Source organism: Nocardia sp. NPDC004722, from assembly GCF_053601505.1.
The window spans coordinates 1-13,584 of sequence record NZ_JBSGBY010000179.1; the positions used below are offsets into that span (position 1 = coordinate 1).

The 13,584-nt window shown below is 65.8% G+C and carries 15 protein-coding genes; 11 read left to right on the top strand and 4 right to left on the bottom strand.

Annotation, left to right across the window (positions count from 1 at the left end; all coding sequences use genetic code 11):
- From ACWELQ_RS19080 to ACWELQ_RS19115, 8 genes are all read left to right on the top strand, one after another.
- A partial coding sequence (locus ACWELQ_RS19080) for an aldehyde dehydrogenase family protein (RefSeq protein WP_452398376.1) occupies positions 1-327 on the top strand: 327 nt, incomplete at its 5' end.
- An 11-nt stretch (positions 328-338) separates the two neighbouring features.
- On the top strand, positions 339-1,091 hold the full coding sequence (locus ACWELQ_RS19085; RefSeq protein WP_452398377.1) for an SDR family oxidoreductase: 753 nt from the start codon (positions 339-341) through the stop codon (positions 1,089-1,091).
- The gene (locus tag ACWELQ_RS19090) at positions 1,088-1,954 is read left to right on the top strand and encodes an NAD(P)-dependent oxidoreductase (RefSeq protein WP_452398378.1); all 867 of its coding nucleotides are present in this window, start codon (positions 1,088-1,090) and stop codon (positions 1,952-1,954) included. Before ACWELQ_RS19085 ends, ACWELQ_RS19090 begins: the two co-directional genes overlap by 4 nt.
- Positions 1,951-2,325, top strand: coding sequence for a carboxymuconolactone decarboxylase family protein (locus ACWELQ_RS19095; protein WP_452398379.1), 375 nt, complete (start codon positions 1,951-1,953; stop codon positions 2,323-2,325). Before ACWELQ_RS19090 ends, ACWELQ_RS19095 begins: the two co-directional genes overlap by 4 nt.
- A 29-nt stretch (positions 2,326-2,354) precedes the next feature.
- Positions 2,355-3,827: an FAD-dependent oxidoreductase gene (locus ACWELQ_RS19100; protein WP_452398380.1), complete on the top strand. Its 1,473-nt coding sequence runs from the start codon at positions 2,355-2,357 to the stop codon at positions 3,825-3,827.
- Positions 3,828-3,841: 14 nt separating this feature from the next.
- Positions 3,842-4,702 carry an LLM class F420-dependent oxidoreductase gene (locus tag ACWELQ_RS19105; RefSeq protein ID WP_452398381.1) on the top strand — a complete coding sequence of 287 codons (861 nt, stop codon included), beginning with the start codon at positions 3,842-3,844 and terminating at the stop codon, positions 4,700-4,702.
- Between the two features lie 79 nt (positions 4,703-4,781).
- Entirely contained in the window at positions 4,782-5,771 is a 990-nt protein-coding gene (locus ACWELQ_RS19110; RefSeq protein ID WP_452398382.1) for a hypothetical protein, read from the top strand.
- A gap of 9 nt (positions 5,772-5,780) precedes the next feature.
- The gene (locus ACWELQ_RS19115) at positions 5,781-6,899 is read left to right on the top strand and encodes a hypothetical protein (protein WP_452398383.1); all 1,119 of its coding nucleotides are present in this window, start codon (positions 5,781-5,783) and stop codon (positions 6,897-6,899) included.
- Between the two features lie 221 nt (positions 6,900-7,120).
- On the opposite strand, the gene ACWELQ_RS19120 is transcribed toward ACWELQ_RS19115, so the two are convergent.
- Together ACWELQ_RS19120 and ACWELQ_RS19125 are read right to left on the bottom strand one after the other, a co-directional pair.
- Complete coding sequence (locus ACWELQ_RS19120; protein ID WP_452398384.1) at positions 7,121-8,635, bottom strand: DUF222 domain-containing protein; 1,515 nt, start codon at positions 8,633-8,635, stop codon at positions 7,121-7,123.
- 87 nt (positions 8,636-8,722) lie between these two features.
- Positions 8,723-9,127 carry a hypothetical protein gene (locus ACWELQ_RS19125; RefSeq protein ID WP_452398385.1) on the bottom strand — a complete coding sequence of 135 codons (405 nt, stop codon included), beginning with the start codon at positions 9,125-9,127 and terminating at the stop codon, positions 8,723-8,725.
- 131 nt (positions 9,128-9,258) lie between these two features.
- Here ACWELQ_RS19125 and ACWELQ_RS19130 point away from each other — a divergent pair, with 131 nt between their 5' ends.
- Positions 9,259-9,822, top strand: coding sequence for a TetR/AcrR family transcriptional regulator (locus ACWELQ_RS19130; protein WP_452398389.1), 564 nt, complete (start codon positions 9,259-9,261; stop codon positions 9,820-9,822).
- 38 nt (positions 9,823-9,860) lie between these two features.
- On the top strand, positions 9,861-11,219 hold the full coding sequence (locus ACWELQ_RS19135; RefSeq protein ID WP_452398386.1) for a cytochrome P450: 1,359 nt from the start codon (positions 9,861-9,863) through the stop codon (positions 11,217-11,219).
- Here the strand turns inward: ACWELQ_RS19135 and ACWELQ_RS19140 are convergent.
- The gene (locus ACWELQ_RS19140; protein WP_452398390.1) at positions 11,216-11,680 is read right to left on the bottom strand and encodes a glutathione peroxidase; all 465 of its coding nucleotides are present in this window, start codon (positions 11,678-11,680) and stop codon (positions 11,216-11,218) included. The two genes, ACWELQ_RS19135 and ACWELQ_RS19140, sit on opposite strands and share 4 nt — an antisense overlap.
- A 62-nt stretch (positions 11,681-11,742) precedes the next feature.
- Complete coding sequence (locus ACWELQ_RS19145) at positions 11,743-12,975, bottom strand: cytochrome P450 (protein ID WP_452398387.1); 1,233 nt, start codon at positions 12,973-12,975, stop codon at positions 11,743-11,745.
- Positions 12,976-13,170: 195 nt separating this feature from the next.
- Here ACWELQ_RS19145 and ACWELQ_RS19150 point away from each other — a divergent pair.
- A partial coding sequence (locus ACWELQ_RS19150; RefSeq protein WP_452398388.1) for a GMC family oxidoreductase N-terminal domain-containing protein occupies positions 13,171-13,584 on the top strand: 414 nt, incomplete at its 3' end.

Consider the following 13,584-nt stretch of genomic DNA (forward strand, 5'->3'; position numbering starts at 1 on the left):
GGCCTGCCGAACTCTTCCCGGGTAGCCCAGGAGGAGATCTTCGGCCCCGTCCTCACCGTCATCCCGTTCGACGGCGACGCGGATGCCGTCCGCATCGCCAACGATTCCCCCTACGGTCTGTCCGGTTCGGTCTGGGGCCGGGATCCGGAACGCCTGCGCACCGTGGTCAACGGCGTCCGCACCGGCACGCTCAGCGTGAACGGCGGCATCTGGTATTCGGCCGACGCGCCCTTCGGCGGCTACAAGCAGTCCGGCATCGGCCGGGAAATGGGCGTCCTCGGCTTCGAGGAATACACCGAGACCAAACTCATCGCGACCGGCTGCTGAGGAGTACCGACATGAGCCGTTTCACCGACAGGTCGATCATCGTGACCGGGGCCGCGCGCGGTATCGGCGCGGCCTACGCGAAGGCCCTCGCCGCCGAGGGCGCGAAAGTCGTTGTCGCCGATTTGAACAGCGAGCTGGGCGAGGCCACCGCCAAGGAGATCACCGCAGCTGGCGGCACCGCCGTCTTCGCCCAGCTCGACGTGGCCGACCCCGAATCCGCCAAGGCGGTCGTCGATTTCACCGTCGCCGAGTTCGGCGGCATCAATCACCTGGTCAACAATGCCGCCATCTACGGCGACATGAAACTCGACATCCTGCTCACCGTCCCCTGGGACTACTACAAGAAGTTCATGGCCGTGAACCTGGACGGCGCGCTGAACATGACCCGCGCCGCGCACAAGCACATCGCCAAAGCGGGCGGCGGCTCGATCGTCAACCAGTCCTCCACCGCCGCCTGGACCTACTCCGGCTTCTACGGCCTGGCCAAGGCCGGAATCAACAGCCTGACACAGCAATTGGCGCACGAACTCGGCCACTCCAAGATCCGGGTGAACGCCATCGCGCCCGGCCCGACCGATACCGAGGCCACCCGCAGCATCGTGCCGGAGCAGTTCGTCGATCAGCTGGTCAAGCAGATGGCGTTGAAGCGGCTGGGGACTACCGAGGACATGGTCGGGGCCTGCCTGTATCTGCTGTCCGACGACGCGGCCTGGGTGACCGGACAGATCCTGAATGTCGATGGCGGGCAGGTGTTCCGGTCGTGAGCGACTTCCCGATCGGTTTCATCGGCCTCGGCAATATGGGCGCGCCGATGGCCCAGCGCCTGACCGACTGGCCCGGCGGGCTGGTCGTCTGCGATATGCGCCCGGATGCGGTGCAACCGTTCACCGACGCCGGGGCGACGGCCGCCGACTCCCCGGCGGAACTGGCCGAATCCTGCCGCGTCATCTCGATCGTCGTCCTCGACGACGACCAGGTCCGCACGGTGATAACCGGCCTGCTGCAAACCGCGAAACCCGGCACGGTAGTGGCGGTCCATTCGACAATCAGCGATCAAACCGCTGTCGAGCTGGCCGCCGAATGCGCTTCGCACGGTATCGAATTCGTCGATGCCCCCATCAGCGGCGGCGCACCCGCGGCCCAGCGCGGCGCATTGGCCGTCATGGTGGGCGGCAGTACGACCGCTTTCGAGACCGTCCGGGACCCGTTCTCCCGCTTCGGATCCCTGGTGATCCACGCCGGTGACGTAGGCGCGGGCACCCGTATGAAGCTGGCCCGCAACCTGCTGCACTTCGTCGCCTTCACCGCGGCATCGGAAGCCCAGCGGCTGGCCGAGGCCGCAGGACTCGATATCGCCGCACTCGGCAAGGTGGTCCGCCACTCCGACTCGCACACCGGCGGCCCCGGCGCGATCATGCTGCGCAAGACCACCGCGCCCGTCGAACCCGACGACTTCTGGTACCCCATCCTCGGCCACGTGCGCGACCTCGGCGAAAAAGACCTGTCGCTGGCCCTCGATCTCGCCACCCGGCTGGATGTGAATCTGCCACTGGCACAACACGCATTGCACGACCTGGGCGACGGACTCGGCGTGGGTCCCGGCCCGATCGCAAAGGAGCAGTCATGACCGAGCAGCAGCCCTCCGAGATCCGCCAGGCGGGCCTGAAGAAGATGTCCGAGGTCTACGGATTCGACCTCCCGAACCTGGAAGGCGACCCGTTCTACGAGGTCACCGTCGACCACCTGTTCGCCGACATCTGGAATCGCCCCGGCCTGTCCCTGCGCGACCGGCGGCTGCTGCTGCTCGGAGCCATTACCGCGCAAGGGAATGCGGAGATCGCTGAGATCCAGGTCGGCGCCGCCCTGCGCAACGGCGAGCTGGACGCGGATCAACTGCGCGAGATCGGGGTGTTCCTGGCCCACTATGTGGGCTGGCCCGCGGCCACCAAGCTGGACGGCGCGATTCGCAAGACACTGGCCAAAGACAAGAAGAAGTAATCCCTACCCGCAGTAAGGAATTCACAGACATGGCGGATACCGCAACCGTCCGGCCGCTTTCGGCCAGCGAGGTCGAAACCTGGGACCACGAGGCCGATGTGGTGGTCGTCGGCTTCGGCATCGCCGGAGTCTGCGCGGCCATCGAGGCCGCCCATTCGGGTGCCGACGTCCTGGTCCTGGAACGCACCGGCGGCTGGGGCGGCGCGGCCGCCATGTCCGGCGGCTTCATCTATCTGGGCGGCGGCACCGCCTTGCAGAAGAAGCTCGGCTTCGAGGACACCGTCGAGAACATGGAGGCGTTCCTCACCGCCGCCCTCGGCCCCGGCGTGGACAAGGCCAAGATCCACGACTACTGCCAGGGCAGCGTCGACCACTTCGATTGGCTGGTCGCCCACGGTGTCCCGTTCAAAGAGGAGTTCTGGGGCGAGCCCGGCTACGAGCCGCCCGGCGACCAGGGCCTGATGTACTCCGGCGGCGAGAACTCCGCGCCCTTCAAGGATCTGGTCCCGCCCGCGCCCCGCGGCCACCTCGCCTGGACCAAGGACAAGAAGCTGGGTGAGAAGGGCGGCGGCTACATGCTGATGGAGCCCCTCGCCCAGCGGGCCGAAGAGCTCGGCGTGCGCCACGAATACGACGTCCGCCTGCGCCGCCTCATCGTCGACGAAACCGGCCGCGTCGTAGGCGTTTCCGCCACCCGCTACGGCAAGCCTGTCAACGTCCGCGCCACCCGCGGCGTCGTCCTGGCCACCGGCAGCTTCGCCTACAACCACGCGATGGTGGAGCAGTACGCCCCCAAGATCCTCGGCCGCCCCACCGCCACCGTCGAGGAACACGACGGCATCGGCATCCAGGTGGCACAGGCGCTCGGCGCGGATCTCGCGCACATGGACGCCACCGAAGTGGCCCTGGTCGTCGATCCCCAGCTGGTGGCCCGCGGCATCCTGGTGAACGGCCGCGGCCAGCGCTTCATCACCGAGGACACCTACGCGGGCCGCATGGGCCAGGCAGTGTTGCAGAACCAGGACAACCAGGCGTACCTGGTGATCGACGAGATCGCGCTGGAGGAGGCGATGGAAACCCAATCCTCGCTGTCGTTCCTGCGCATCGCCCCCACGTGGGTGGCGGAGACGGTCGCCGAACTGGAGAGCGATATGGGCCTGCCGGAGCACACCTTGCAGTCCACCATCGACCTCTACAACCATCACGCCGCCCAAGGCAACGACCCGTTCCTGAACAAGAAGACCGAATGGGTGAAGCCCATCCGCACTCCTCTCGGCGCGTACGACCTGCGCGGCTACACCGGCGGTTTCACCCTCGGCGGCCTGCGCACCGACCTGGACTCACGAGTCCTGCACGTCTCCGGCGACCCCATCCCCGGCCTGTACGCCGCGGGCCGCGTCACCTCCGGCATCTGCGCGGGCGGCTACGCCTCCGGCTGCTCCCTCGGCGACGGCAGCTTCTACGGCCGCCGCGCCGGCATCTCCGCCGCCAAGCAGCTCTGAAAGGACTCTCCCCCATGCGTTTCGGCATCGTCCTGTTCACCAGCGACCGCGGCATCACCCCCGCCGTCGCCGCCAAAGCCGCCGAAGACCGCGGCTTCGATTCCTTCTTCGTCCCCGAACACACCCACATCCCGGTCAAGCGCACCGCCAACCACCCCGGCACCGGCACCGCCGACCTCCCCGACGACCGCTACACCCGCACGCTGGACCCGTGGGTAGCGCTGGGCACGGCCGCGGCCGTCACCTCGCGCATCGAATTGTCCACAGCCGTAGCGCTTCCCACCGAAAGCGACTGCATCACCCTCGCCAAGACGATCGCCACCCTGGACCACCTGTCCGGCGGCCGCGTCACCCTCGGCGCCGGATTCGGCTGGAACACCGACGAATTGACCGACCACGGCGTCCCCGGCAACAAGCGCCGCACCGTCCTGCGCGAATACATCGAAGCCATGCGCGCCCTCTGGACCGAGGAAGAAGCCTCCTACGCAGGCGATTTCGTCAACTTCGGCCCCAGCTGGGCCTACCCCAAACCCACCCAGTCCCACATCCCCCTCCTCATCGGCGCAGGCGGCACCGACAAGACCTTCAAATGGATCGCCCGCTCCGCCGACGGCTGGATCACCACCCCCACCGAATCCGACGTCTCCGCCTCCACCAGCCTCCTGATGAAGCACTGGGAAGAAGCAGGCCGCGAAGGCAAACCCCGCGTAGTAGCCCTAGCCTTCAAACCCAACGCAGACCAACTGGCAGCCTGGTCCGAAGCAGGCGTCACCGACGTCCTCTACGGCCTCCCCGACAAGCCGGAGCCCGAAGTCCTCGCCTACCTGGACCGCCTCTCCGACAAACTGGTCCCCCTCGGCCTGACCAAGCCCTGACCCCATGAAACCGGTGGGTCTGCAAAGACCCACCCCCACCCCTAGGCTTCGCCGGGTGAGTGGAGTTGAAGACAGCCCGATGCGTTATCCGGGCTGGGAGCAAGACCAGGCACTGGCCGCCCGATTGCTGCGCACCCCGACCTTCTGGATGTGGACGGTGCTGCTGTGGGGTGGCATCGCAGGAGTGATCGCGCTTTTCATGGGACGCCCCGGCGCGATCCTCGGCGCCATAGTCCTGGTCACCGCCCTGGTAACCCGCCCTCTGGATCAGGGGCGTCTGCGCCGGAAGTACACCGCACTCGCCGCGAAGACCTCCGTGCCCGGCACCGTGACCGCCATCCGATTCGGACCGGACGCACTGGACGGCAGTGGCCGACGCGGCCGTACGAGGATGTACTACAGCGAAATTCGATCCGTATACACCGATCGCCCTGATGTAGTCGTGATGCGCTACAGAAGCGGCCTGCTGGCATTTCCCCGAGAACTATTCCCGGACTGGGGTATCGAACTCCTCCGGACAAGGCAGGTTCAAGGACCGGCGGCCGAATCAACGGTGCCCGAACTGCCGCCGATCCCGCCCATCACCAACCCGACCGCAACTTTCGTTCCCACGCCCGAGACAGCCCGCAGAATGGCTCGCGCCTATACGCCCCACGCCTTGCGCCCGCTATTACCCACCGCCGCGATCCTCGCAGGCATGCCCCTGGGAATCGCGCTGATAGCCCACAACAAACTGGGGCTCACCGTAGCCCTCGCCCTCCTCGCGGTAGTCGCGGGATTCCTAACCCTGGCAGCCATCATCACCTTCCGGCAGACAAGCCAGTCCTACGCCCACGCTGTACCCCCCGGCGGCCCCTTGACCGCCCGTTACGGCTCCGACGCGATGGACTTTCAGTACTCCGACGGATGGACCCGCACCCCCTACTCAGCGATCCGCTCAATAACGCGGCGCGGCCCAATCGCGGTCATTGCCACCTCCGACACCAGCGTCTGCCCGCGAGAGCTGATCCCGGACCACGCCCTTGCTCACATGTGCGCGATCAACTCGCGAATCGTCGTCAAGCGCTGAGGTCGACAGGTGATCGAATATCCTTATCGGTATTCCAGTTCGCGTGGTGCACAACATGATCCGACACTCTGGGCGAGCCCGCTGCCGGACATGCTCCCGCTCGAAAATCCCACAGTCATATTCATCTCCAGTACGGAATCGAACGATGCCATAGCGGCAGACGCGGTGGCGCTCCATACACCGCCCCTCCGCCAATCGGGATGGATCATCAAGATGATCGTTCTCGGGGTACCGACGGTCGGGTGGATCTATTTCACGTGGGGAGTGATCGGCGGTTCGATCTGGGTGCTGCTGCTGGTATGGCTGTTGGCCCGGGCGATTCGCCGAGGGCGCGGGGACGTCGAACGAGCGCGGGCAGCGTATTCGGCCAGCATGCCGCCCGGCACTGTCCAGTCGATCAGGTTCGATTCCGATGCGTTCGAACTGCAAACCGGCGAAGGTCATCATCTACGGGTCCGATACCAGCACATCACCGCGCTGAGAGTCGGATCCAAGGCAGTGGTAGTCGGAATCGCCAAACGCCCGCGGAGCCAGGTCTATCCGCGCGAACTATTCCCCGACCACGCGATCGAGGCGATCAGGAATATCGCGCCCGCGCTCAACGGAGGTCCCGTACCCGCGACGCACCCACCACTACCACCGACCGCGCCACTGACCGACCCGACGGCCGTTTTCATCATGAAGGAAGGCACCGCCCGTCGCTTGGCTCGTGCCCGCCGCCGCGACAACACCAACGGCTACCTCATGCTCGCCCTGGTGTTCGGCACGCCCTACCTCGCGGCCCTGGCCTTGATCCGAAGCCACGAAGCATTCTGGAGAACGGTCCTCGCACTGGTCGCATTCTCGATCGTGGTGGCCATAACCCGAACCTTCACGGCGCGAAAATTCGCCACCGCCAAGACATTCCATATGCCTCCGGGCACTCGACTATCCACCCGCTTCGGCCCCGACGCCTTCGACATCAACCTAGGCAACGAACGAGACCGCATCCCCTACGACCACCTGACCCCGATCCGAATCCGCCATGGCGCAGTACTCCTCGGCCAACGAAACCCCCTCATCCTCCCCCTAGAACTCTTCCCACCCCACACACTCGACTACATGCGCGCCTACAACAAACACAAGTAATAGAACCAATCCCTTTGTCTTTGAATGTTGTCTCTAAAAGGTGATCCGTGCAGTCCGTGGGCCGGTAGGCGAGTCAACGGCTCCCAAGTCGCGTCAGCGAAAGTCCGGTAGGGCAGGCGACGCAACCACACTTCCGGTGCATTCGACCGCGACGCAATCCTGTTGCGGCGCAATCACGTGAGTAGTCTTCCCCCCGAGTTACCTGGCCTCGAGCCGCCGAATCACATGTTGATCCCAGCCCGTCGCGAAGCGCGGGCGCGTGCCTGCTGGCGGCGTTGTTCCGGGGTCGTGTACACGTGGACGAGCTCGGTCATGATGTTGACCGCGACCCCCGGATCGAAAATCGACCCGGTCGGCTCAGCGTCCGGAACACCGTCGGCGGTGACCGGCGGCACGACGGTGGCGGGGAAGAGGTAGAGGCTGCCTTCGGGTTCGGTCGCGACCGAATCACCTGTGGGCGTACACCATTCGACGACCCGACCGGGGTGATGGCGCACGGTCCAGCCGTTGGCGTGATTGTCGGCCAATGTCTTGAGGCGGTGGTGACGACGGCATCGTGCCCCGAGATTGTCGGTGGTGGTGTGACCACCGAGGGCCGGGTTGGTGTGGTCGAAGCGGTCTTGGTGGTCGAGATCGCTGGCAGCGGCAGGGATGTGGCAGCCCGGCGCGCGGCAGATCCCGTCGATCGCGCGAGCTTGCCGGGCGGTGCGGGCCCCGGGCCGGTAGCGCAGTTCGGTATCAGGGTCTGGTTTTCCGCCAGTGGTGGCGACTGTGGCGGTGGGTGTAGCCGGGGCGGCGGAGCCGGTTTCCGCAACAGCAGCGGACGTCGTGTCGGCGGTGATGACCTCGAAACGGGCGTGACGGGCGATCTGACGCGCCAGATCGGGGTCGATCGCGCCAAGACCGGACAGCAGGGCCGGGTTGTCTTGCAAACCGGCGAGTGTCTCGGCGGAGACGCCCACCTGCACAAGGGCTTTACGCGCGACCGGGGTCTCACCGACAACGGCGCGCGGGCACTCGGCCTGGCCGCACTGGCACACCAGACGACCGGAGCCGTCGGCGAGCGCCACGAGGGCATCCGCGCGGCGCTGAGCGACGGTGCGCGGGTCCTTGCCGCAGCACTGACCGGACGCCATCTCGCGCAGGCGCTCGTACACGGCTTGGCCACCGGCGGCGGGCAGGACACCATCGAGCAAGGCGGTACCGTCATCGTGGGCGGTGATGCTGACGTAGCGGTCAGCCTCCGCGGCCTTGCGGCGCGCCGCTTGACCGGCCGGGTCGGCTTCGAGCAGACGACGGCGAGCGGTACGGCGGATACGTTGCGGGTCAGCGTTTTCCGCGTAGGCGGCCAGGTTCGGTTCCAGATCGGCGAGCAGTTCGTCGGAGGCGTTGGTCAGCGACTTGCTGATCGCGCGGGTTTGAGCGAGGTCGATACGGCCCTGCGCGAAGGCTTCGCGGGTGGTCGGGCAGCGGTTCTCGAGATCCAGGCCGAGCGCGATCAGGCCGTCGGCGGAAGCCTGCGAAACCTTCAGCGCGATACCGATTTCGGTGGCGGTGTCCTCACCCGCGTTGAGGTTGCTCACGCCCAGATCGAGTTGCTGCGCACGGCGCAGGTGGTAGAGCCCGGTCATCAACGCGGTCTCTTCGGCTTGCAGTGCAGCTATTTCCGAGTGCACCTCGCGGAGACGCGTCACCAACTCATTGGCGGCAGCGATCTCATCTGCGATATCACTCATACAATCGATAATAGTTTCGAATCATGCGACACGACAGCATGATTCGAGCAACACGCAGCGAAAACATCTAGCAAATAAGCTGATTGATCATCCACATGCAGCTGTGCGCTGAAGAAGGTGGAGACTGCCGGTCGCACCCAGGTCCCGGAACTTTCCACTGGCGGTCGCCCGCCGAAAGAGGTGGTCCGCGTTGCGGAGGGCCAGCAGCCCGCCACCCGCGATCCAGTGGACCCAGTCGTCATACGCGCGGTCGGCGGTCGCATCGGAGTCCAGGTCCGCGATCAGGAGCAGGCGCAGTGGCGTACGCCAGTCGCGGGCGTCGTTTTCGTCGACGACCGGAGATTCATCCGAACGGCTGGTGATTTCGAGAATCGCACCCTTGCCCACATAGGCCCGAAGGGATTCATTCAAGGCCCGACCCTCGTCCGCGGGCAGCGTTTCACCCATTTGCTCGATGAGTGCCGGTAATTCGCGGCGCACCACGATGAGCACGGGGGAGGTCATTCGAAAGCCTTTCTCCAGCGCACTCATTCATGCGGTTCACGCATACCGCGAGTTGCTAGGCGCGCTCGGCCATAGTAGCATCCGGACACGTGTCTGATCCCCTTTCCGACCGCTCAGCGGTGAGCATGGAGGCCACTCGCCGGCGGCTCACGCAGAAGCAGGCCGATACCGTGGACCGGTTGACGCAGGCGGCCATGGATGTGCTGGCACGCGAGGGTTTCGCGGGCCTCACCGTGCGCATGGTGGCGGCGCAGGCCGGGGTGGGTACGGCTACCGCGTACACCTATTTTTCCTCCAAGGAACACCTGGTGGCGGAGATGTTCTGGCGGCGGCTGGCCGCGACGGACGCCCCCGCCGGGACCGAGCCGGACTCGACCACACGGGTGCTGGCGGTGCTGCGCCAGATCGCCCTGCTGATGGCGGACGAGCCGACGCTGGCGGGCGCAGTCACGTCCGCATTGCTGGGCACCGACCCCGATGTGGCACATCTGCGTCTGCGCATCGGCGGTGAGATCCGGCGGCGATTGATCGATGCGCTCGGCCCCGACGCGGATCCGGAACTCGTCGAGACGCTCGAAATGATCTACGCAGGCGCACTGGTGCGCGCGGGCATGGGTTACGCCTCCTACGCCGAAATTGCCGACCGCATGGAGAAATCCGCGCTGCGGGTGCTGAAAAGCTGACAGGCTGAACAGCCAGGCGTCTATCCGGGAGGTCGCACATGACCCAACCGCGCGCGGTATCCGGTGGCGAGCACGAACACGGCCATCTCGAGGAGTTCCGCACCGACCCCATCGCGCTGATGGCAAGGGTCCGTCGGGAATGCGGTGACATCGGCTCCTTCCGGCTGGCCGACCGCGACGTCATCCTGCTGACCGGCGCGCAAGCCAGCGAATTCTTCTTCCGCGCAGGTGATGACGAACTGGATCAGGCGGCGGCCTACCCGTTCATGAAACCGATCTTCGGCGAGGGCGTGGTCTTCGACGCGCCGCCGGAGCGTCGCAAGGAGATGCTGCACAACACCGCGCTGCGTGCCGAGCAGATGCGCGGCCACGCCATCACCATCGCCCGCGAGGTGGACCGCATGCTGTCCCGCTGGGGCGACGAGGGCGAGATCGATCTCCTCGAATTCTTCGCGGAACTCACCATTTACACGTCCTCGGCCTGCCTCATAGGCACCAAGTTCCGCGAGGAGCTCGACGGCCGTTTCGCGCACCTGTACCACGAGCTGGAGCGCGGCACCGACGCCTACTGCTACGTCGACCCCTACGCGCCCATCGAGAGTTTCCGCCGCCGCGACGAGGCGCGCTGGGAGCTGGTGAAGCGGGTCCGCCACATCATGGCCGGGCGGCTCGCGAATCCCGCGACGGGCCAGGACGATCGGGACATGCTGGATGTGCTGGTGTCGATCCCCGACGAGCAGGGCAACCTCCGCTTCTCCCCCAGCGAGATCACGGGCATCTTCATCTCGATGATGTTCGCCGGGCACCACACCACATCCGGCACCGCGGCCTGGACGATCATCGAGCTGCTGCGGCACCCCGATACTCTGAACACCGTTGTCGCCGAGCTGGATTCGCTCTACGCCGACGGATCCGACGTGAGCTATCACGCCCTACGCCGGATCCCGAACCTGGAAGCGGTGCTCAAAGAAGTCCTGCGACTGCATCCGCCGCTGATCATCCTCATGCGCGTGGCCCGCGCGGAGTTCGAGGTGTGCGGCCACCGCATCGCCCCCGGTGACCTGGTAGCCGCGAGTCCCGCTGTCTCCAACCGGATTCCGGAGTCGTTCCCCGATCCCGAGCGCTTCGACCCCGCCCGCTACCTGGACCCGAATCAGGAGGATCTGACCAACCGCTGGACCTGGATTCCGTTCGGCGCGGGCCGCCACCGCTGCGTCGGCGCGGCCTTCGCGCTCATGCAGTTGCAGGCGATCTTCTCGATCCTGCTGCGGGACTGGGAATTCGAGCTGGCACAGCCAGCCATGAGTTACCGCAACGACCATTCCAAGATGGTGGTGCAGCTGCAGCAGCCGTGCGCGGTGCGGTATCGCCGCCGCGCACGGCCGATTTTCGATTAGAGCGCGGCCTCGATGGCACCGGTCACGGCCGGATCCTTGGGCTCGGTGCGCGGGCGGAAGCGACCCAGGATCGCCCCATCCCGCCCGACCAGGAACTTCTCGAAGTTCCACTGGATGTCCCCGGCCTCCCCGGCGGCATCGGCGGTGGCGGTCAGTTCGGTGTACAGCGGAATCCGCCCCTCACCGTTGACGTCGCTCTTCTCCAGCAGCGGGAAGTCGACACCGTAAGTCGCCGAACAGAATTCGGCGATCTCCTCGGCCGTGCCCGGCTCCTGGCCCATGAACTGGTTGCACGGCACGCCGACGACGGTGAACCCCTGCGGCCCGTAGGTCTGCTGCAGTTCGACCAGGCCCGAGTACTGCGGGGTCAGCCCGCACTTGGAGGCGACATTGACCACCAGCACGACCTTGTCGCCAGCCAGTTCGGCCAGCGTGGTGGGCTTGTCGGACAACGTGCGCAGCGGAATCTCGCGAAGATTGGTCACAAGCACGAATATAGAACGGGTTCGGCGACCGCCGCGGTTCAGGAGTACCGCACCTGCCAGTGTTTGATGCCGTTGATCCACCCCGACCGCAGGCGCTGCGGCGGCTCGACCTCGACGATGTCCGGCATGGCGTCGGCGATGGCATTGAACATCAGGTCGATCTCCAGCCGGGCCAGATTCGCGCCGACGCAGAAGTGGTTTCCGGTGCCGCCGAACCCGACATGCGGATTGGGGTCGCGCATCACGTCGAATTCGAAGGGCCGCTCGAAGACCTCGTCATCGAAGTTGGCGGAGCTGTAGAACAATCCGACCCTTTGGCCTTCCATGATCTTCTGCCCGCCGAGTTCGGTGTCACGCACGGCGGTGCGCTGGAAGGCGGTGACCGGTGTCGCCCAGCGCACGATCTCGTCGGGCGCGGTGCGGGGCCGGTGCTGTTTGTACAGCTCCCACTGGTCCGGGTTGTCCACAAAGGCTTTCATGCCGTGCGCGATGGCATTGCGCGTGGTCTCGTTGCCCGCGACCGACAGCAGGATGACGAAGAATCCGAATTCGTCCGAGCCCAGCATCTCGCCGTCCACGTCGGCGTTCACGAGCTGGCTGACGATATCGTCGGCCGGATTGGCCCGGCGCTGTTCGGCCATGTTGTAGGCGTAGCCCAGCAGTTCGGCATTGGCGGTCATATTGTTGCCCGCGAATTCCGGATCGTCGTAGTTCAGTAGCTGATTCGACCAGGTGAACAGCTTGTGGCGGTCGTCCTGCGGCACGCCCAGCAGTTCCGCGATGGCCTGCAACGGCAGTTCGCACGCCACCTGCTCGACGAAATCCCCGCCGCCCGCGGCCTTGGCCTCGCGGACGATTTTCCGGGCGCGTTCGGTGAGCGCCGCACGCAATCCCTCGATGGCGCGCGGGGTGAATCCCTTGGAGACGATCCGCCGAATCTTGGTGTGTTTCGGCGGATCCATGTTCACCAGCAGCGCTTCGCGCCCCAGCGCGAGCTGTTCGGGCTCGGAGTCGGCGGGCATGCGGATGATGGAGCCCTTGATGTTCGACGACCAGAGTTCGGGTCGCCGGGAGATCTCCTTGACGTCCTCGTGCCGGGTGATAACCCAATAGCCGTCGTCGTCCATGGGCGCGGCCTGCTGCGGGGTCTGCGCATTCCACCAGACGGGAGCGGTCCTGCGCAGCAGCGCGAACTCCTCGGCGGGACTATGGTCGGCCCAGAGCGCGGGATCGGTGAAATCGAATCCGGCGGGCAGTGACGGAACAGACACTGTTCCTCCTCGGGCATGGTGCCACTATGATCACGAAATTGGAACGTGTTTCACAACGATTGAACCACGCCGACCTGCGGCGGGGCAGCGTTTCCGGCCAGTTGATCTCGCGACTGGACATTGCGTCCAGCGGATCGGCAGACTAGAACTTGTTCTACAGTGATGCCAGGCACACTCGAAGATGAGGTAACTGATATGACCGCTTCCCCGGGCTCAGCGAACGAGGCCGACTACGTCGTCGTAGGCGCAGGTAGCGCCGGTGCGGTGCTGGCCGGTCGGCTCGCCCAGCGCGGCGCGAGCGTGATCCTGCTGGAGGCCGGGCGCAAGGACAACACCCAGCTGGTCACCCGCCCCGGCATGATCTCGATGGTCCACACGGTTCCCCAGCTCAAGAAGCTGGTGACCTGGAAGCAGTACTCGGTCCCGCAGAAGCACGCGAACGACCGCCTGATCCCGATGACCCGCGGCAAGGTGCTCGGCGGCTCCAGCTCGGTCAACGGCATGCTCTACGTGCGCGGCAACAAGGCCAACTTCGACTCGTGGGCCGCCGAGGGCAACACCGGCTGGAGCTACGACGAGATCCTGCCCGCCTACAAGCGGCTGGAGAAC

Excerpts from the sequence above, each read along its gene's own strand:
- ACWELQ_RS19085 (WP_452398377.1), top strand. The coding sequence starts at position 339 with ATGAGCCGTTTCACCGACAGGTCGATCATCGTGACCGGGGCCGCGCGC.
- ACWELQ_RS19095 (WP_452398379.1), top strand. The coding sequence starts at position 1,951 with ATGACCGAGCAGCAGCCCTCCGAGATCCGCCAGGCGGGCCTGAAGAAG.
- ACWELQ_RS19100 (WP_452398380.1), top strand. The coding sequence starts at position 2,355 with ATGGCGGATACCGCAACCGTCCGGCCGCTTTCGGCCAGCGAGGTCGAA.
- ACWELQ_RS19105 (WP_452398381.1), top strand. The coding sequence starts at position 3,842 with ATGCGTTTCGGCATCGTCCTGTTCACCAGCGACCGCGGCATCACCCCC.
- ACWELQ_RS19110 (WP_452398382.1), top strand. The coding sequence starts at position 4,782 with ATGCGTTATCCGGGCTGGGAGCAAGACCAGGCACTGGCCGCCCGATTG.
- ACWELQ_RS19120 (WP_452398384.1), bottom strand. The coding sequence starts at position 8,635 with ATGAGTGATATCGCAGATGAGATCGCTGCCGCCAATGAGTTGGTGACG.
- ACWELQ_RS19135 (WP_452398386.1), top strand. The coding sequence starts at position 9,861 with ATGACCCAACCGCGCGCGGTATCCGGTGGCGAGCACGAACACGGCCAT.